General features: G+C 70.7%; 21 protein-coding genes. 9 read left to right on the plus strand and 12 right to left on the minus strand.

Annotated elements, in window-relative coordinates:
• Positions 1-109 precede the first annotated feature (109 nt).
• The 3 genes from AB0M73_RS18500 to AB0M73_RS18510 form a co-directional block, all read right to left on the minus strand.
• A complete protein-coding gene (locus AB0M73_RS18500) occupies positions 110-943 on the minus strand; it encodes an ABC transporter permease (RefSeq protein ID WP_363891823.1) in 834 nt (277 codons plus the stop codon).
• Positions 944-1,052: 109 nt separating this feature from the next.
• Entirely contained in the window at positions 1,053-1,961 is a 909-nt protein-coding gene (locus tag AB0M73_RS18505) for an ABC transporter ATP-binding protein (protein ID WP_363891824.1), read from the minus strand.
• Positions 1,958-3,049 (minus strand): hypothetical protein, encoded by a 1,092-nt coding sequence (locus AB0M73_RS18510; protein WP_363891825.1) that lies wholly within the window; start codon positions 3,047-3,049, stop codon positions 1,958-1,960. Before AB0M73_RS18510 ends, AB0M73_RS18505 begins: the two co-directional genes overlap by 4 nt.
• A gap of 393 nt (positions 3,050-3,442) precedes the next feature.
• Here AB0M73_RS18510 and AB0M73_RS18515 point away from each other — a divergent pair, with 393 nt between their 5' ends.
• The gene (locus AB0M73_RS18515) at positions 3,443-3,997 is read left to right on the plus strand and encodes a transglycosylase family protein (protein WP_363891826.1); all 555 of its coding nucleotides are present in this window, start codon (positions 3,443-3,445) and stop codon (positions 3,995-3,997) included.
• 65 nt (positions 3,998-4,062) lie between these two features.
• Positions 4,063-4,755: an RraA family protein gene (locus AB0M73_RS18520; RefSeq protein ID WP_363891827.1), complete on the plus strand. Its 693-nt coding sequence runs from the start codon at positions 4,063-4,065 to the stop codon at positions 4,753-4,755.
• Positions 4,756-4,800: 45 nt separating this feature from the next.
• On the opposite strand, the gene AB0M73_RS18525 is transcribed toward AB0M73_RS18520, so the two are convergent.
• Genes AB0M73_RS18525 through AB0M73_RS18535 form a run of 3 tightly spaced genes read right to left on the minus strand, consistent with a single transcriptional unit; the run spans position 4,801 to position 6,715 of the window.
• On the minus strand, positions 4,801-5,649 hold the full coding sequence (locus AB0M73_RS18525) for an alpha/beta hydrolase (RefSeq protein WP_363891828.1): 849 nt from the start codon (positions 5,647-5,649) through the stop codon (positions 4,801-4,803).
• A complete protein-coding gene (locus AB0M73_RS18530; protein WP_363891829.1) occupies positions 5,646-6,149 on the minus strand; it encodes a cupin domain-containing protein in 504 nt (167 codons plus the stop codon). Before AB0M73_RS18530 ends, AB0M73_RS18525 begins: the two co-directional genes overlap by 4 nt.
• Entirely contained in the window at positions 6,146-6,715 is a 570-nt protein-coding gene (locus AB0M73_RS18535) for an NAD(P)H-dependent oxidoreductase (protein WP_363891830.1), read from the minus strand. The genes AB0M73_RS18530 and AB0M73_RS18535 overlap by 4 nt, the downstream gene beginning before the upstream one ends.
• 74 nt (positions 6,716-6,789) lie before the next feature.
• Between AB0M73_RS18535 and AB0M73_RS18540 the strand changes: the two genes are divergently transcribed.
• On the plus strand, positions 6,790-7,248 hold the full coding sequence (locus AB0M73_RS18540) for a MarR family transcriptional regulator (protein WP_363891831.1): 459 nt from the start codon (positions 6,790-6,792) through the stop codon (positions 7,246-7,248).
• Between the two features lie 154 nt (positions 7,249-7,402).
• The gene (locus AB0M73_RS18545; protein WP_363891832.1) at positions 7,403-8,527 is read left to right on the plus strand and encodes a glycosyltransferase; all 1,125 of its coding nucleotides are present in this window, start codon (positions 7,403-7,405) and stop codon (positions 8,525-8,527) included.
• 51 nt (positions 8,528-8,578) lie between these two features.
• Here AB0M73_RS18545 and yidD read toward each other — a convergent pair whose 3' ends face one another.
• The 3 genes from yidD to AB0M73_RS18560 all read right to left on the minus strand — a co-directional run bounded on the left by yidD (position 8,579) and on the right by AB0M73_RS18560 (position 10,411).
• Positions 8,579-9,016, minus strand: a complete 438-nt coding sequence (gene yidD / locus AB0M73_RS18550; protein WP_363891833.1) for a membrane protein insertion efficiency factor YidD — start codon at positions 9,014-9,016, stop codon at positions 8,579-8,581.
• Positions 9,017-9,034: 18 nt separating this feature from the next.
• The gene (locus AB0M73_RS18555; protein ID WP_363891834.1) at positions 9,035-9,379 is read right to left on the minus strand and encodes an STAS domain-containing protein; all 345 of its coding nucleotides are present in this window, start codon (positions 9,377-9,379) and stop codon (positions 9,035-9,037) included.
• A gap of 81 nt (positions 9,380-9,460) precedes the next feature.
• The gene (locus tag AB0M73_RS18560; RefSeq protein ID WP_363891835.1) at positions 9,461-10,411 is read right to left on the minus strand and encodes a hypothetical protein; all 951 of its coding nucleotides are present in this window, start codon (positions 10,409-10,411) and stop codon (positions 9,461-9,463) included.
• An 83-nt stretch (positions 10,412-10,494) separates the two neighbouring features.
• Here AB0M73_RS18560 and AB0M73_RS18565 point away from each other — a divergent pair, with 83 nt between their 5' ends.
• On the plus strand, positions 10,495-11,028 hold the full coding sequence (locus AB0M73_RS18565; protein ID WP_363891836.1) for a CGNR zinc finger domain-containing protein: 534 nt from the start codon (positions 10,495-10,497) through the stop codon (positions 11,026-11,028).
• Here the strand turns inward: AB0M73_RS18565 and AB0M73_RS18570 are convergent.
• Both AB0M73_RS18570 and AB0M73_RS18575 read right to left on the minus strand, forming a co-directional pair.
• The gene (locus AB0M73_RS18570) at positions 11,018-12,136 is read right to left on the minus strand and encodes a CoA transferase (RefSeq protein WP_363891837.1); all 1,119 of its coding nucleotides are present in this window, start codon (positions 12,134-12,136) and stop codon (positions 11,018-11,020) included. The two genes, AB0M73_RS18565 and AB0M73_RS18570, sit on opposite strands and share 11 nt — an antisense overlap.
• A 14-nt stretch (positions 12,137-12,150) precedes the next feature.
• Positions 12,151-13,182 (minus strand): hypothetical protein, encoded by a 1,032-nt coding sequence (locus AB0M73_RS18575; RefSeq protein WP_363891838.1) that lies wholly within the window; start codon positions 13,180-13,182, stop codon positions 12,151-12,153.
• Positions 13,183-13,310: 128 nt separating this feature from the next.
• Between AB0M73_RS18575 and AB0M73_RS18580 the strand changes: the two genes are divergently transcribed.
• The 4 genes from AB0M73_RS18580 to AB0M73_RS18595 all read left to right on the plus strand — a co-directional run bounded on the left by AB0M73_RS18580 (position 13,311) and on the right by AB0M73_RS18595 (position 16,498).
• Positions 13,311-14,342, plus strand: coding sequence for a histidine kinase (locus AB0M73_RS18580; RefSeq protein WP_363891839.1), 1,032 nt, complete (start codon positions 13,311-13,313; stop codon positions 14,340-14,342).
• Entirely contained in the window at positions 14,339-14,968 is a 630-nt protein-coding gene (locus AB0M73_RS18585) for a response regulator transcription factor (RefSeq protein WP_363892091.1), read from the plus strand. Before AB0M73_RS18580 ends, AB0M73_RS18585 begins: the two co-directional genes overlap by 4 nt.
• 76 nt (positions 14,969-15,044) lie before the next feature.
• Positions 15,045-15,581 carry an NAD(P)H-dependent oxidoreductase gene (locus AB0M73_RS18590; RefSeq protein ID WP_363891840.1) on the plus strand — a complete coding sequence of 179 codons (537 nt, stop codon included), beginning with the start codon at positions 15,045-15,047 and terminating at the stop codon, positions 15,579-15,581.
• Positions 15,566-16,498, plus strand: a complete 933-nt coding sequence (locus AB0M73_RS18595; protein ID WP_363891841.1) for a DJ-1/PfpI family protein — start codon at positions 15,566-15,568, stop codon at positions 16,496-16,498. Before AB0M73_RS18590 ends, AB0M73_RS18595 begins: the two co-directional genes overlap by 16 nt.
• 12 nt (positions 16,499-16,510) lie before the next feature.
• Here the strand turns inward: AB0M73_RS18595 and AB0M73_RS18600 are convergent, their stop codons facing one another.
• Positions 16,511-17,392, minus strand: a complete 882-nt coding sequence (locus AB0M73_RS18600; protein ID WP_363891842.1) for an aminoglycoside phosphotransferase family protein — start codon at positions 17,390-17,392, stop codon at positions 16,511-16,513.
• Between the last annotated feature and the right edge of the window lie 14 nt (positions 17,393-17,406).

Below are 17,406 nucleotides of genomic sequence, written 5' to 3' on the forward strand. Positions count from 1 at the left end.
AAGGTTTTCTTTCCCATGTATCGCAGACCCGCCCGAATACGGCACGGATGCGGTGATCACATCACCCGAACGGACCGTGACCGTTGGTCCATCTCCCGCACACCAGGGACTAGGAGGTCACGTCCTTGGTGGCCAGGTTGGCCCACGCCGCGCCGAAGAACACCACCACGTACCCCGCCTGGAGCAACAGGCCCTTGTCGATGGAGTCCCAGAAGATGGGGTCGCGGAAGAAGTCGATCCACGAGAGCCAGTAGTTGGTCGGCAGGTACGGCCGGATCACCGCCGCCGCGTCCAGGGTCTGCAGCACGGCGCTGGTGATCAGGATCGACAGCGCGCCGAGGGCCGCGCCGAGCGAGGAACTGGTCAGCGTGGACAGGAACAGGCCGATCGCGCCGAAGCCGATCATCGCCACCACGATGTAGCCGATGGAGTACAGCAGCCGCGCGGTGAGCTGGCCGTGGGTCAGCGAGACGCCCGACAGCGACGTCGCCGCCCCCGCCGCCGCGCCGCCGGCCGCGCTGGTGCCCGTGCCGAACAGGATCACGCCGACGATCAGCGAGCTGATCACCACGCAGGCGATGGCCAGCAACACGAAGGCCACCAGGGCGACGATCTTGGCGACCAGCAGCCGCGAGCGCCCCACCGGCCGGATCAGCAGGTACCGCAGCGTTCCGCCGACGGACTCGCCGGCGATCGAGTCGCCCGCCACCACGGCCACCGACAGCGGCAGGAAGATGGGCAGCACCAACGCCAGCGCCGCGGCCGGGAACAGCAAACCGTTGCCCCGCACGGCCGACAGGAACGCGCCGCCCTGCCCCGGCGGCGGCGCGAAGTCGGCGGTCTTGAGGAACACGCCCACGATGATCGGCAGCGCGCACAGCAGCAGGATGTTGGTCCAGATGCGGGGCCGCAGAACGAGTTTGCGCAGCTCGACGGTGATCATGCGGCGACCGCCCGATGCCCCGCGCGGCACCGTGGTTGCCGCTCGACGGTGTTCGTGAGGCGTCCGCCCGATGTCCTGCGCGCGTGCCGTGGTTGCCGCTTGACCGTGATCACGAGGCGTCCACCCGGTCCGAGCCGGCGCCGGTCACGTCCAGCACGACCTGTTCCAAGGTCCGGCGCTGCTCGGTGATCGCGGCCACCCGCAGCCCAGCGGCCACCAGCATCGCGTTCAGCGCGGCCGGATCTCCGTGTCGTATCACCAGGTTCTCTCCGTCACGAGCGACGAGTTGGCCGTTGAGCAGGGAAACCGCGTCGGCGGCGTCGGGGCTGCGCACCTCGACCAGTCCGGTGCCGCCGCGAAGGGTGGCCAATTCCTCTTCCAGGACAAGGCGACCGCGATCCACGACGCCGACCCGGGTGCACAGCTGCTCCACCTCGGACAACAGGTGACTGGACAGGAAAACGGTGGTGCCGGACCGGTTCAGCTCGATCAGCAGATCCCGGACCTCGTGAATTCCCTTGGGGTCGAGGCCGTTGGTCGGTTCGTCCAGGATGAGCAGCCGGGGTTTGCGCAGCAGTGCGGCGGCCAGCCCGAGCCGCTGCCGCATGCCGAGCGAATAGGCCTTCACCGGCCGTCGGTCGATACCCGAAAGTCCCACCTGGGCAAGGGCTTCCTCGATGCGGGCGCGCCGGGTCCGGCGGCTGCCGCCGGGACCGCTGGCGTCCAGCAGGGACAGATTCCGCCGGCCGGACAGGTGCGGGTAGGCCGCCGGACCCTCGACCATGGCGCCGATCTGCGGCAACACCTCGGCCGCCCGCCGCGGCATCCGCGAGCCGAGCACGTCGATCTCACCGGAGGTGGCGAAGACCAGGCCCAGCAACATGCGCACGGTCGTGGTCTTGCCGGAGCCGTTGGGGCCCAGGAAGCCGTAGCGGTCGCCTTCGCGCACGGTGAGGTCCACGGCGTCGACCGCGAGGACCGAGCCGTAGCGCTTGGTCAGCCCGCGCGTGACGATCATGGGCGCCTCCTGGGCAGCGTCGACAGCTCGGCGGCCGCCTGGGTGAGCAGCGCCGGATCGACGGCGCCGGCGAGCAGGAAGGTGCGGTAGCCGGCCCGTTCGACCAGCACCGACAAAGGGTTGATGGTCAGCAGGGTGCCCTGGCCGATCGGTAGCGGCACGGTCTTCGCGCCGACCTTGCCCATCGAGTTCACCACGCCCTCGCCGACATTGCGCGGCAGCGGCACGGCGATGAAAGCCGACAAACCGGTGCCGTAGAAGCCGAGTCCGCGGCCGCTGCCGACCCGGTCGGTCTGCAACGGGCGCCCGGCCAGCTGGGCCGGCAGCGGGAAGCCGCCGAACGCGCCGATCACGTCCGGGGCGTCGGTGGTGGCGAAACCGCTGTCGGGCGAGGGTTTCGGCGCGATCACGTCGTCGTCCGGGCGCTGCGTGCTCACGGACTGGAAGGCGGTGACCACGAAGGGCGCGTGCTGGCCCTTGGCGGTGACCTCGACCCGCAGCGGCAGCCCGGTGTCCGGATCGGCCCAGATGTCGACCTGTCCGATCGCGGTCTGCGGGTCGGACGGTGTCACGCGCAGGCCGGCGGCGTCGATGCCGGCGACGCGTTTCGCCGGCAGGGCCGCGACCTTGTCCTCGTCGGAGAGCACGCGGCGGGCCAGGTCGGGCGGCAGCAGATCGCCGCCGCGCGGCAGCCGGATCGGCTCGTCGCCGACCACCTGGGTGTACTGGTTCTGCCCGTTGTCCCAGACGTACTGGCTGCCCGGCACGGCGTAGGTGTCGCGCTCGCCGACGCCGGTGATCTCGTCGACCCGCCAGTGCTCCGGGGCCACGTACCAGGACCGCAGCCGCGTGGTGCCGCCGAGCAGCGACGTCACCTCCGACAGGTTGGGCAGCGCCGGCAGTCCGAGGGAGCCGGTGCTCTCCGCATAACCCTGGTACGGCCGGTTTATCGAGGCCAGCACCCGTGCGCGCAGCGCGGCCGGGGCCATGGTCGCGGAGGCCGGCAGCGCGGTCAGCGCCACGGGCGCGGCGACCAGGACGGCCGCCACCGCGGCCACCAGCGCCCAGCGCCACCGGGTCGTCGACACGCCCACCACCTTCCCCGTCATCCCTTTCTACGCCTGCGGAGGCCCGTTCGGTTGTGATCGAAGTCTTACGGAGTGGGGCAGGTCACGTTTCCCAACGCCCGCACCACCGTTTCGGGTGATTCGTCGGATCGAATAAGGAAGATCAAATATCTATCTACCTGCCGAATCACGTTTTTATCGCGACACGATAGACAACCGATATCCCTTGCCGGCGGTCATCCTCGTGCTTACGTTGTCGCCGGGCCGGAGTCTCGGCCCGCGGTACCGATCCGGTGAGCGCCTCGCTCCGTCCGGAAACCGGATCGGCTTACGTTGTCGCGTGAAGGGAACCGCAGGATGGAGGGCGCTTGTGCGCGAGGCGAAGCGGGAGAGGCAATGATGTCTCATCGTCGAGTGAATCGGCGGATCGCCGTGGGTTCCGCAGCGGGAATCGCGGCACTGGTTTTGACGGTCGGGCCGGCGGCGGGATTTGCCGCCGCGGATTCCGGCATCGACTGGGACTCGGTCGCGCACTGCGAGAGCGGCGGCAACTGGGGCGCCAACACCGGCAACGGCTATCTCGGCGGGCTCCAGTTCTCGCCGGGCACGTGGCAGGCCAACGGCGGCCACGGCTCGCCGAGCCAGGCCACCCGCGAGGAGCAGATCCGGGTCGCCGAGAACGTGGTGCGCTCCCAGGGAGCCGGCGCGTGGCCGAACTGCGTCCGCGGCGGCGGCGCACGGCACTCCGCACCGGTCCGCAGCGGACCCGTTGCCCCGGCGGCGAAAGCCCTGCCGGGCTCGGTCGACAACCCGGTCGGCGACTACACGATCCAGGCCGGTGACACGCTCACCGGCATCGCCGACCGGCTCCACGTCGAGGGCGGCTGGCAGCGCCTCGTGGAGCTGAATCCGGCCGCGCTGCTCAACCCGGACCTGATCTTCCCGGGCGCGCGCATCGTCACGAAGTAACCGCAGGACGGCACGCCGCCCGATTGTTCTGTCGGGCGGCGTGCCGGCGGATCTATTGTCGAGTCATGGATCTTCGCCAGCGGTTCGAGACGCTCACCACCGCGCACATGGCCGACGCCTGCGTGCGGGCTCAGCTTCCGGTGCGCTGCCTGGGAATTCACGCGGTGGTGCCCGGCGCCAAGATCGCCGGGCGGGTGTTGCCGGCCCGGCACGCGGGCAGCGTCGACGTGTTCCTGGAGGCGTTCGAGAGCGCCGAGCCCGGTGACGTCCTGGTGGTGGACAACGGCGGCCGCCGCGACCATGCCTGCGTCGGCGACCTGATCGTGCAGGAGGCCCAGACCGCGGGCCTGGGCGGCGTGGCGATCTGGGGCCTGCACCGGGACACCGCCGACGTGCGGGCGATCGGACTGCCGGTGTTCAGCCTGGGCTCGCTGCCGACCGGTCCACTGGCCGTCGAGGAGCGGCCGGCCGACGCGCTGGCCTCCGCGCGGATGGGGGAGTGGGTCGTCGACTCCGGCGACGTGGTCTTGGGCGACGACGACGGTGTGGTCTTCGTTCCCGGTCAGCACATCGAGGACCTTGTGCTGCTGGCGGAAGGGATTCGCGACAAGGAGCGACGCCAGGCCGAGCGCATCCGGGGCGGCGAGACGCTGCGCAGCCAGCTGGGCTTCGCCACCTTCCTGGCCAACCGGGCGGAGAACCCGGAACTGTCCTTTCGCGAGCACATCCGCCGGGTCGGCGGCGTCGTGGAGGAATGAGCGCCGCGGTGGTCTCCGTGGCGGCGGAGACACCCGGTGCGCCGGTCAGCCGAAGTGCTTGATCAGCGCCTCGGCCCACTGCTTCGGCTGCTCCTCGGGCATGAAGTGGCCGGTGTCGGCGAAGAACTGGAAGGTGGCGTTGGGCGCGATCTCCTGCACCCAGTGCTTGGACACCTCCAGCAGCGTGCCACCCAGGTACAGCAGCGGCTTGTCCAGCTTGCCGTACGACCCGTAGTCCACGATGTCCTGGTGGAACGTGCGGAACCAGCCGTTGGTGGCCCGGATCGCCTCGGCGGTGTCGTAGCCGGCGGCGTAGATGTCCCGCGTCTGCTCGCTGAACCGGCTCGGGTCGCCGCCGATGTGCTCGATGTTCCAGTCGATGATCTCCCGGAACTTGCCGGCGAACCACGATTCCGGCAGGCGCTCGGTCGCGCCGGTCGCCCACCACCACGGGTACACCAGCTGGCCCGGCTTGCGGATCATGCTGAACGACTCGAAGCCCGGGTTGGGGTGCATGCCGTCGCCGATGACCAGGCCGGCCACCGACTCCGGATGGTTCCAGGCCAGGCTGAACGACACCATGCCGCCGATGTCGTCACCGGAGACGTGGGCGCGCTGGTAGCCGAGGTGGTGGATCAGCTCGTGGATGTCGCGGGCCATGTTCTTCTTGTCGTAGCCCGATTCCGGCTTGGCCGAGTCGCCCATGCCGCGAATGTCCACGGCGATCACTCGGTACCGCTTGGCCAGCAGCGGGATCGCCTGGTGGAACTGCCACCAGGTGCGCGGCCAGCCCGGCAGCAGCACGAGGGGATGGCCCTCGCCGGCCGTCACGTAGTGCAGGCGAGTGCCGTTGACGTCGGCGTAGTCGTGCTCGAAGTCCGCGGGCGTGGTCACTGGTTCTCCTCGGGGAAGAAGTCGATGTTGATGTTCAACGTCTTGAGGATCTCGCCGGCCTCGACGAAGCGGTCCGCGTCCCACGCGGGCGGCGGCGTGCCCGGCACCGCCTCGTCGCCGGTGTTCAGGAAGGAGCGCTCCAGTCCGGCCGGGGTGAAGAAGAACAGCATCTTCGCGGTGTGCACGTGCTTGTTCCTGAACCGGTGCCGGATGCCGGCCGGCACGTACACGAGGTCGCCGCTGCGCGCGGTGAACGTCTTGTCCCCGTTGAGGAACTCCAGTTCCCCGTCGAGCAGGTAGAAGCCCTCGGCGCCGGCCTTGTGCACGTGCGCGACCGGCCCGGCGCCCGGTGGCACCGAGGCCTCGATGAAGCTGAGGGCGCCGCCGGTCATCTCGGACGTCAGCTTCACCGAGTACGTGTCGCCGGCCACCCAGCGCTGGATGCCCTCGCCCGCCGGCACGTGGATCGCGTCGCTGCGCCATTCCTGGCCGAAGCTCACGCGGCCACCTTCGACCGCAGCGGGGCGAGGGCCTCGCTCCAGGCCACGACCTGGTCCAGCGTGGTCTCCAGGGTGGCGATCTGGTGCTCGCCCGGGGCGAAGTCGCGGAAGTTCTCGAAGTCGGTGAACAGCGACAGGGCCACCTGCGTGCGCACGTCGGCCATCTGCAGCTCGGCGCAGATCAGGCGCAGGTGCTCGACCGCGCGGGCGCCGCCGACCGAGCCGTAGCTGACGAAGCCGGCGGCCTTGTTGTTCCACTCCGCGTACAGAAAGTCGATGGCGTTCTTGAGCGCGCCGGAGGTGGAGTGGTTGTACTCCGGCGTGACGAACACGAAGCCGTCGAAGGAGGCGATCTTCGCGGCCCACTGCATCGTGTGCGGCTGGGTGTACTGGCCCAGCGAGGGCGGCAACGCCTCGTCCAGGTGCGGTAGCGGGTAGTCGAGCAGGTCGACCAGCTCGAACTCGGCGTCCGTGCGCTCGCTGGCGATCTTGTGTACCCACTTGGCCACGGCCTCGCCGTTGCGGCCGGGACGGGTGCTGCCCAGGATGATGCCGATCTTGGTCACGCCAACCTCCGAGATAGTTCCTTCGAGAAGAAAGTATCTGCTGGTTCCTCTCCGAAGCAAGTAAAGTGGGACACATGCACGCCGACGACACACCCGTCATCCCGCTCAGCCCCGACGAGGAAGCCCTGACCAGGTCCCTCGACCGGGTGGTGAACGTGCTGCCGCGGGTGATGGACGCCACGATGCTGCGCGAGCGGCAGCTGTCGATGACCGACTACCTAACGCTGTCACGCCTGTCCGAGGCGCCGGAGCGGCGGCTGCGGATGAGCGAGCTGGCCGAGATGTCGTACCTGTCGCTGAGCGGGATGACGCACGTGATCACCCGGCTGCAGGCGCAGGGCCTGGTCGAGCGGGTGCGGGACGAGCACGACCGTCGCGGCTGGCACGCCGTGCTCACCGACCGGGGCTTCGAGCGCCTCGACACGGCGTGGTCGAGCAACCTGCTCGCCGTGCGCAAGTTCGTCCTGGCCCACCTGGCGGGCTTCGACCTGCGGGCGCTGGCCGAGGCGTTCGAGAAGATCGGCACCGACTGACCGGTCGCCCGGGCACGTCTTCGGTGTCCGTTCGTGCCGCCGGCTTGGCCCGGCACGCGCTCCCAAACTACTTTCTTACCGAAGGAACTTTTTTCTGGTCGCAGGTCGGGTCCAGCCGTTGACTCCCCTGCGTCCGCGACTCGTGGGGGACACCATGCGAATTCTCTTCTTCGGCATGCCCGAGCTCGGCCACATCATCCCGCAGCTGCCCATCGCCCGCGTCTTTCAGGGCCGGGGCGACGAGGTGGCGTGGGTGGCCGGCGAGTCCGTCGCCCCGGTCCTCGCGGCCGAGGGCATGGAGCTGCTGCCGGTCGGACACAGCGTCGAGGACGTGGTCGCGGAGGTGCTGCGCACCACCGGCCACGACCTGATGCAGGGCGTCACCGTCGAGACGGAGGCGGAGTTCTTCGCCGGCGCCCGGGTCGATCTCGACCACGACGACGCGCTCCGCGCCGCCCGCTCCTGGCAGCCGGACCTGATCATCGCGGAGCACTTCGATTTCATCGGCCGCCTCGTCGGGGCGGCTCTCGACGTGCCCGTCGCGTCCCTGGCCTACGGTCCCGCGATGATTCCCGAGACGACCGAGGCCGTCACGGTGCGCATCGCCCGCCGATTCCAGGAGCGCGGCCTGACCTACGAGCCCGCACGCTGGTATCTCGACACCTGTCCGCCCGCCCTGCAACTCTCGGGCTGGCGTGCTCCGCGCAACCGGCTCGCGCTGCGGCCCGAAGCCCACCTCGTCCCCGATGGCTCCGCGCCGACCGCCGCGTCCGACCGCGGCCGCCGTCCGCGCGTGCTGGTGACCTTCGGCACGGTGTACGTCGTCCCCGAGGTCATCACCCCCATCCTGCGCGAACTGCTGCTGCAGGACGTGGACATCCGCGTCACGCTGGGCACCCGGGCAACGGCGGCGGACTTCGACGTGCAGTCCGACCGGCTGGAGTTCGTCGGGTTCACCCCACTCGCGGAGCTGCTGATCGACGTCGACGTGGTGGTGACCGTCGGCGGTGCGGGCACGGTCCTGGGCTCGCTCGCCCATGGTGTCCCGCTCGTCGTGACGCCGATGGGGGCCGATCAACCGATTCACGCCGAGCGGGTCGCCGCCGCGGGCGCGGGTATCTCGTTCCCGCTTGGCGCCGCCCCCGACGCCGTGGCCAGGGCGTCGGCCATGGTGCTGGCCGATCCCGTCTACCGGGACATCGCGCGGAAGATCGCCGCGGAGATCGCCGCCATGCCCAGCCCCGTCGAGGTGGCCGAGCACCTGGCGGCCGCGCTGTGACCTGACCAGTGGCGGGTGTTCAGGTCGTCACGGCCTGAACACCCTTCGACGCTAGCGGACCGGGGGGACCGGGTCGGCGCCGCGCCGGCCGCCGGGGCGGCAGCGCAGCAGGCGGCCGATCATCAGCTTCGTGCCGCGAAGCGCGCCGTGGCGGGAAATGGCCTGCGCGGCGTACTCCGAACAGCTCGGCTCGAAGCGGCACACGGCCGGCCTCTTGGCGCTGATCTCCCGTTGGTACACCCGAATCGCCGAGATCATCAGCCCGGACGGCCGACGCGTGCGCGGCACCGCCGACCCGGCCGCCACCAACAGGTGCGGCAGGGTCAACAGGCCGGCGATGAGGCAGTTGCCGTCGCAGCTTTCCGCGATGCAGCAACCACTTTCGAGGAGGCAGGCGTCGCGCAGGCAGGAGTTGCCGCCGCCGCCCCGGTACGGGCGCCGCTCGTAGTACTGGTCGTCGTAGCGCCGGCGGCGTCGAAAGATGGGCACGACGCCAATGTACGCACGTCAGCTGTGGGCCATGGCCTGATCGACCGAGTCGACGAGCGTGACCAGCTGATCAACCCCGGTGATCTGCATCGGCCGCAGCACGATCCGGCTGCTGGCCACCACCAACAGCCGCACGCCCTGGGCCGTGGCGTCGTGGTAGAGGTCCACCAGCACATGCAGGCCGGCCGAGGCGAAGAACGTGACGCCGGACAGGTCCAACACGAGCGACGAGGGCTCTTCGGCCCTGGCGTCGCTCAGATGCTTGCGCAGCAGCTCCTCGGAGGCCATGTCGACCTCGCCGGTGACGTGGATCAATGCGGTCGGCCCGACACGTTCCAGGATTACGGTGGCATTCGGCGGCATGGCCGGCTCCTCAGCTTGCATTGTGGGCACCAGACGCCCACGCGGCTGTGGTCTCAACCGGCACCACTCACCGTAGGCCGATCAAGTCGCCGGCACCACTACCGGCAGCGGGAGCAGGGTGTCGCGCACGACGGCGACGACCGTCCGCACGGCGATGCCGGCCACCAGCACCGTGATCGCCGCCAGCACCAGGTAGGCCCACACGGCCTGGCCGGCCGGGTGTTCCCAGTTGAGCCAGTGCAGGACGGCGGTGGCCACGCCGGCCCAGGCGAAGGTGAACGCCCAAAAGCCGGCGCCGAAGCGCAGCTTGAGATAACGGGGCAGGATCCGCAGCTGGGCCAGCACCATCAGCAGGCCGTAGCCGCCGAGCAGCGCCGCCGGCACGTCCACCCGCTCGCCGAACAGGGCGAAGTAGGCGTTGCTGGCCACCGCGGCCGGGGCCACCTCGATGGCGATGGTCGGGACCAGCGGATCCGGCAGCTGCGGCCGGAACACCAGCCGTCCCAGGATCAGCGAACCCAGGATCAGCCACGACACCAGCCCGAAGCCCAGCATCACGACGCCGAACTCGTGCTGGCCGACCTGCGCGGCGCAGGCGGCAGCGACCAGGCCGCCGGCCGCGCTCGGCAGGAAGTAGCCGGGATGCAGCTGGTCGAAGTCCACACGGGAGTAGATGAGCTGGCCGGTGAACCACGAGCCGTGCAGCAGGATCAGGGTGGCGAACACGTCTACCGCGATGGTGTTGGCCGGGTGGGGCAGCACCGGGGCGGCCACCAGCATGGGGGCGATGAGGATCAGCGCGGCGAACGGTCCGAGGATCGGGTCGACCATGTCCTGGGCCAGGGCGCGCCGGGCGATCGCGGACCTGGCGTACACGACGAGGACGACGGCCCATACGACGGCGGCCAGCCCGAGCAGGCCGAGGCCGATGGCCGCCGGCGCATATCCCTGGTTGGCGGCGGTCAGCCAGCTGCCGCCGAGGCCGGCCAGGCCGAAGGCCATGCCGAAGAGGGTGAGGGGAACCTTCCGCATGGATACGACCGTAGTCAGTTAGCTCGTAACTATCAACCTGGCGGGGATTGTGGGGTTAGCATCGAACTCGCTACGCTCATAACGTGGATGCGACGGACACGGTGCTCGGCTTCGTCAACTCGCACGACGGCGCCGCCGTCGACCCCAACCGGGTCGACAACTTCGTCGACGGCGCGCGCTTCCGGGACTGGCTGACCGCCCGTGAGCTGCCGTCGGAGGCCTCCGACGCCGACGCGGCGGCCGCCCGCGAGCTGCGGGAGGCGCTGATCGACCTCGTGCGCACGCATTCCGCCGAGGTGGCGGCCGAGCGGCTGGTCGAGGCCGAGGCGCAGCTCTCACGCTTCGCGTTACGGCACCCGTTGACGTCCGTGATCACGGCGTCCGGCGTTGCGTTGCGGCCGGCGCAGCCGGGGGTGTTCGGCGAGGTGCTGGCCGGCGTGGCGGAGCTGTCGTTGTCCGGGCGGTGGGCGCGGTTGAAGACCTGCCGGGCCCATCCGTGCCGGTGGGTGTTCGTCGACCAGACCCGCAACGGCTCGGCCGTCTACTGCTCGCCCGGCTGTGCGTCGAAGGCGGCGATGCGTGCGTACCGCGAAAGGAAAAAGGCCTCTAGTTCTTGAGCCATTTCCTGATTTCCGCGCCGTGCTCGTCCAATTCGGGCGGTGCCAGGTCGTGTCGTGTCGGCGTGGCGGAAAGCGTGAGCGGATTGCGGATCGTCGGCACTTTATCGGCCAGTGCAATCGGCGCGAGGCCCAGTTCGGTGGCCAGGTCCACGCCCTGGCGGACGTCGTTGATCGGCCCGCACGGGATGTCGGCGTCGGTGAGGACGCGGAACCACTCCTGCGCCGGCCGCTCCGCCAGCCGGTCGAGCAGCAGAGCCCGCAGCTCACGGCGATTGGCGTTGCGCTGGGCCATGGTCGCGAACCGGAGGTCGTCGGCCAGCCCCGGTGCGCCGAGGGCGGCGGCCAGCCGCCGGAACTGCTGGTCGTTGCCCACGGCGATGATCAGCTCGCCGTCGCCGGTGGCCATCGGCTCGTACGGGTAGAGGCTGAGGTGCTCGTTGCCCATGCGGTGCGGCACCACGCCGCCGGCCACGTACGCCGAGGTCTGGTTGACCAGCGAGGACAGCGCCGCCGACAGCAGATTGGTCTCCACGTGCTGGCCCTGGCCGGTGGTGTCCCGGTGGTGCAGGGCGGCCAGGATGCCGGTCGCCGCGTGCAGCCCGGTCATCACGTCGATCACCGCGACGCCGGCCCGGTACGGCGGCCCGTCGGGGGAGCCGGTGAGGCTCATCATCCCCGACAGCGCCTGCACCAGCAGGTCGTAGCCGGGGAGCGTGGCCTTCGGCCCGAAGCCGCTGATCGAGCAGTAGACGACCCCGGCGTTGGTCGCCGCCACGTCGTCGTAGCCGAGGCCGAAGCGCTCCATGGCCCCCGGCCTCAGGTTGTGCACCAGCACATCGGCCCGCCGGGCCAGCTCCCGGGCGGCGTCGAGGTCGGTCGGATCGGTCAGATCCAGGGCGATGGACCGCTTGTTCCGGTTCACCGACAGGTAGTACGTGCCGACGCCGTCCGCGTCGGTCGGCGGCAGCCACTGCCGGGTGTCGTCGCCGCGCGGGCCCTCCACCTTGATCACGTCCGCGCCCAGGTCGGCCAGCAGCATCGTGCAGTACGGCCCGGCCAGCACCCGCGAGAAGTCGGCGACCACAATTCCGTCCAGAGCACCCATGCTGCCGAAGTTAACTACGCGCGGTGGCAGTGGCGGCACGCGCCATGGCGCCGGTAGTGGTAGGCGACGGTCGCGACGGCGAGGGCGGCGCCCCAGACCGGCCAGGTGAAGGCCGGGAAGAACTGGCCGAGACCGCCGTCGCCGGTGCCGATCTCGGCGGCGGAGACGTGCACCATGGTGATGCCGCCGGAGGCCAGCAGCACCGCGGCCGCCAGGGCGGGGACGACGGCCAGCATCGGGGGGACGCGGCGGCCGGCCAGGCCGAGGATCCAGCGCGGGAATACCTCGCCCCAGCGCTGGACCAGCCCGAGGGTCAACAGCGAGCCGCCGACGGCCATGGTGGCCAGCACCGCGCCGCCGATGTCGGCCCCCGATTCCCGCATCCAGCGGAGGAAGTCGTCGGACACGCCAAGGGGAATGCCGAGCGCCCAGGACCACCGGCTCACGGCGTAAGGGAGCGGGGCGATGACGGCGATCCAGGTGGCCAGGCGGCCGACGTAGACGGCGGTGCCCAGGGTCGCCTGCCGGTCCCAGCCGGCGCCGCGACCGCAGTGCACGCACGAATCGCTGGCCCGGCGGGCGAAGTTGAGCGTCGCGGTGAGCCACAACGCCCCGCCGAGGACGCAGACCGACTGGTTGAGCACCGGGGCGGCGAAGGACGCCGCGAGGTCGGTCCACGCCTCCTGCCAGCCGAACATCCCGCCCACCAAGAAGATCGGGGCATGCGCGACGGTCGTGAGGACCCGAACGTCCGGCACGATGATCAGCAGCAGCGCGGCGGCGCAACAGCCGAATACCAGCAGCGGCAAGTGAAGTCGCGGTTGCCGGCGGGTCATGGCCAACGCTGTGGCGGTGCAGGCCAGCCCGGTCGCGGCGATCACCCAGCCGCCCGGTTGTGGTCGCAGCCCGGCGAACCACGTGAACCGGCCGTCCGGATCTCCTTCCCCGAAAGGGAAACCGCCGACACCCAACGCCCAGCACAGGCCGGCCACGGCGTACAGCAGCGACCATATGGCCGCGGCGTGCGGGGCCTTGGTTTCGTTCATGGGTAGAGCGTCGGCCGGCGGCGTCCGGGCCACCATGTGCCGATCGGGATGTTCGGGGCTGTGTGAGGCTTCCCGACCATGCCGTTCGACATGCCCCGGTCCGGCTCTCTCACGCCTAGGCTGGTCGCATGGGACTGGGGGAACTCACGGCGATCCTGCCGGCCGCGGTCGCGGTCGTCGGGCTGGTGGCCGGCTGGCGGCGGCCTGTGCGTGCCGCGTGGATCGCCGGGCCGGCGACCATCGTCGTCACGATCGGCGCTGTGCTGGCTGAACGGCCGTCGAGCCCGCTGACCGGCCCTTGCTGGATGGTCGAGGTCGCCGCCCTCACCGTCCTGGTGCTGCTGGTCGTGCGTTCGGCACCCATACGCCACGCGGTGCCGCCGGTCTTGGCGGTGGCGTGTTCGCTGCTGCGGTTCATCGAGCCGGAAACGGTCCTCGACGCGGTGGGGATGTGCGTCGGCATTGCGGTGGTGCCGGCCGTGGGCGCGGGCGTCGGCCTGTACCTGCGGAGCCTGGCCCGCAAGGAGCAGGAGTCGGTGCGGGCCCAGCGCCTCACCCTCGCCCGTGACCTGCACGACTTCGTCGCCCACGACGTGAGCGCGATCCTCGCGCAGGCCCAGGCCGCCCACTACCTGGCCGAGGACGGCCCGGCCCGCGACGCACTGGGCCGCATCGAGCAGGCCGGCCTGCACGCCATGGCAGCGATCGACCGAAGCGTTGTGGCGCTGCGTGATCTGGCCGAGGACGTCCGGGCGGAGGCACCGGGCATCGAGGCCCTGCCGGCCGTGGTCGACCGGTTCGCGGCCTCCGGCTCGGCGACGGCGACCCTCGATCTGGACCCGTCGGCGACGTTGTCCGGCGAGGCGGCGACCACGGCGTACCGAGTGGTCGTGGAGGCCCTGACCAACATCCGCCGGCACGCGCCGGCTGCGACGCTGGTCCGGGTCGCCGTCGCCAGGAAGGCCGACCGCGTCGAGATCCGGGTCACGAACGACCAGGCCGTGGCCGCGCCGGGGTTGACCAACCTCGGGCGACGACACGGCGGCCATGGGCTGGCCGGCCTGCGGGAACGGGTCGAGGCGGTCGGCGGCCGGCTGAGCGCGGGGCCGGCCGACGACGGATGGCAGGTCCTCACGGTCATTCCGGCGGCCACGCCGTGATCCGGGTGGTGGTCGCCGACGACCAGGAGAACATCCGCAGCGCCTTCCAGATGGTGCTCGACGCCCAGCCGGACATGCGAGTCGTCGGCCAGGCCGCCGACGGTTGTGCCGCTGTCGAGCAGGCCCGGCTGCTGCGTCCCGACGTGGTGCTGGCCGACATCCGCATGCCCGGCCTGGACGGCCTCGCGGTGACCAGGGAGCTTGCCGGCGAGACGAAGGTGATCGTGGTGACGACCTTCGACCTCGACTCGTACGTCCGGGAGGCGTTGGCCGCCGGCGCGGCCGGTTTCCTGCTCAAGCGATCCGGGCCGACCCTGCTGATCGAGGCGATCCGGGCCGCGATGGCCGGCGACACCCTGATCAGCCCGCAGATCACCGTTCGGCTGCTGCGCCAGCTCGGTGTCGGCGGCTCAGCCGCGAATCCGGCCGAGGCGCTGACCGAGCGGGAGAACGACGTGGCGCGGCTGGTGGCCGGCGGGATGAGCAACGCCGAGATCGGGACCGAGTTGTTCATCAGCCCCGGCACGGTCAAGAACCACGTCGCCGCCGTGCAGCGCAAGGTCGGCGCGCGCAACCGCGTCGGCATCGCCTCGTGGGCCTGGTCGACGGGCCTGGCCCGGCCCTGAGACCACGCCCGATCTGTGGACTTCCAGGCCGGATCTCGGGGTCCCTGTCGGTTGTGGCGGACCTAGTTTTGGTGGCATGACACTGGTGTTGTTGGACCACCCGGACCTCGCCTCGTCCCGGATCAACGCGACGCTGGCCGACGCCGTGCGCGGGCTGCCCGGGGTGACGCTGCACGATCTCCGGGCCGAGTACCCCGACCGTCGCATCGACGTCGCCCGGGAGCAGCGGCTGGTGCGGGCGCACGACCTGATCGTCTTCCAGTTCCCGTTCCAGTGGTACTCGGTGCCTTCCCTGCTCAAGCAGTGGATGGACGACGTGCTGCTGCGCGGCTTCGCCTACGACGGCGGGAAGCCGCTGCTGACCGGCAAGACGCTGCAGGTCGTCACCTCCACCGGCGGCGTCGAGGAGGCGTACCGGGAAGGCGGTTTCCACCGCTATCCGATGTCCGCGCTGCTGGCGCCGCTGGAGAACACCGCCCACCGGACCGGGATGGCGTTCGCGCCGCCGCTGATCCTGCACGACGTGCGGGCCGTCACGCCGATCGAGCTGGCCGAGCACAGTGAGCGCTACCGCGAGTTGCTGGCATCATCTGAGGCGTGCCTCATCGCGTGACCATCCTGGCCTTCGACGGCGTGACCATGATCGACGTCGCCGGCCCGTCGGACGTGTTCGGCCACGCCACCCGGCTCGGCGCCGACTACGCCCTGCGGGTCGTCTCGCCCGACGGGCAGCCGGTGCGGACGGCCAGCGGCACCACGCTGGGCGTCGACGGCGTCGTCGACAGTCCACAGGGGACGGTTCTGGTCCCCGGCGCCTACGGCATGGTCGACTTCCCGTTCGCGCCGGGACTGGTGGATGCCGTGCGGCAGGTGGTGTCCGCCGCCGGGCGGATCACCTCCGTGTGCACGGGATCCTTTCTGCTGGCCGAGATCGGGCTGCTCGACGGCCGCAAGGCCACCACCCACTGGCGCCAGGTGGAGCGGTTCGCCCAGCGGTACCCGCGTATTGCCGTGCAGGCCGACGCCCTGTACGTGCGGGACGGCGACATCGTCACCTCGGCCGGCGTCAGCTCGGGCATCGACCTGGCGCTGTCGCTCGTGGAGTCCGACTACGGCCCCGACCTGGCGGCCGAGGTCGCCCGGTCGATGGTCGTGTTCATGCAGCGCCCCGGCGGCCAGTCCCAGTTCTCCGCTCCGTCACGGACCCACGTCGGCCGGGACAGTCCACTTCGGACCCTGCTGGACGCCGTCGCCCTCGACCCGGCTGAAAATTGGACCGTGGCCACCATGTCCGCCAAGGCATCCGTCAGCCCGCGGCAGCTGACCCGGCTGTTCCACGACGAGATCGGCACCACGCCCGCCCGTTACGTCGAACTCGTCCGCCTTGAGGCCGCCCAGGACCTGTTGTCCCGTGGGCACACCGTCGCCTCCGCCGCCGCGCGCAGCGGCTTCGGCAGCGACGAGACCCTGCGCCGGGTGTTCGCGCAGCGGCTCGGCGTCACCCCCGGGGCGTACCGGGCTCAACACTGAAACAGGAACTCATCATCCGCTGACGATCTCGGTCAGCGCCCGGTGGGCCCGCGCGGCCCGGTCGGGGTCGGCCATATCGGCCTTGGAGGGCAGGATCGAGGTCAGCCCCCACGCCCGTCCGCGGGCCCAGGTGGCGTCGTCGACGGCCAGCAGCTTGCGGAACTCGGCCCGCGCGTCGGCGGGCAGAAATCCCCACGCCGCAATGAGATCGCACGCCGGATCGCCCACCGCCAGCGTGCCGAAGTCGATCACCGCCGCGAGCCGGCCGTCCCGGGCGATCATGTTGGCGCCCACGGGATCCCCGTGCACCCACACCGGCGGCCCGTCCCAGACCGGCGCGTCCAGTCCGGCCTGCCACACCTCGGTCACCGCGTCGACGTCGAAAAACCCTGTGAGCGCACCGATCCGCTCGGCCATCCGGGAGGCGACGACGGGGGAGTCACGGTCGTCGTGCAGATCGACGCCGCGGAAGCCGTTGCTCCACTCCGGCGGCGGCCCCTCCTCGGCGTCGATCTCCTGCAGTGCCAACAGGAAATCGGCCAGGTCGACGGCTGCCTGGTGGAAGTCGGTGATCTGGTCGGCGTTCGTGCCGTCGATCCAGTTGTAGACCGACCAGGGGAACGGGTATCCCTGTCCGGGCCGACCCGTGGCCAACGGCGTCGGCACGGCCAGCGGCAGGTGCGGCGCCAACACCGGCAGCCACCGCTGTTCCCGCGTGACCTGTCCGGTCCAGCGGGCGAACCGCGGCATCCGGAGCAGCTTGTCGTCGCCGAGGCGGAAGGTGATGTTGTCGACGCCGGACGACGGCACCGCCGTCACCTCAAGGTCGGCCCACTCCGGGAACTGCGCGGCCACCAGGCGCTGCGCCTGCGGGATGTCGACGTGGACGGACAACGCGGCGGCTCCTC

It is taken from the genome of Kutzneria sp. NPDC051319 (genome assembly GCF_040682195.1).
GTDB lineage: Bacteria > Actinomycetota > Actinomycetes > Mycobacteriales > Pseudonocardiaceae > Kutzneria.

Bases quoted from the DNA above. Each gene is read 5' to 3' on its own strand.
- AB0M73_RS18505 (WP_363891824.1), bottom strand. From the start codon at position 1,961: ATGATCGTCACGCGCGGGCTGACCAAGCGCTACGGCTCGGTCCTCGCG.
- AB0M73_RS18570 (WP_363891837.1), bottom strand. From the start codon at position 12,136: ATGGGTGCTCTGGACGGAATTGTGGTCGCCGACTTCTCGCGGGTGCTG.
- AB0M73_RS18555 (WP_363891834.1), bottom strand. From the start codon at position 9,379: ATGCCGCCGAATGCCACCGTAATCCTGGAACGTGTCGGGCCGACCGCA.
- AB0M73_RS18560 (WP_363891835.1), bottom strand. From the start codon at position 10,411: ATGCGGAAGGTTCCCCTCACCCTCTTCGGCATGGCCTTCGGCCTGGCC.
- AB0M73_RS18580 (WP_363891839.1), top strand. From the start codon at position 13,311: ATGGGACTGGGGGAACTCACGGCGATCCTGCCGGCCGCGGTCGCGGTC.
- AB0M73_RS18520 (WP_363891827.1), top strand. From the start codon at position 4,063: ATGGATCTTCGCCAGCGGTTCGAGACGCTCACCACCGCGCACATGGCC.
- AB0M73_RS18575 (WP_363891838.1), bottom strand. From the start codon at position 13,182: ATGAACGAAACCAAGGCCCCGCACGCCGCGGCCATATGGTCGCTGCTG.
- AB0M73_RS18500 (WP_363891823.1), bottom strand. From the start codon at position 943: ATGATCACCGTCGAGCTGCGCAAACTCGTTCTGCGGCCCCGCATCTGG.
- AB0M73_RS18540 (WP_363891831.1), top strand. From the start codon at position 6,790: ATGCACGCCGACGACACACCCGTCATCCCGCTCAGCCCCGACGAGGAA.
- AB0M73_RS18590 (WP_363891840.1), top strand. From the start codon at position 15,045: ATGACACTGGTGTTGTTGGACCACCCGGACCTCGCCTCGTCCCGGATC.
- AB0M73_RS18545 (WP_363891832.1), top strand. From the start codon at position 7,403: ATGCGAATTCTCTTCTTCGGCATGCCCGAGCTCGGCCACATCATCCCG.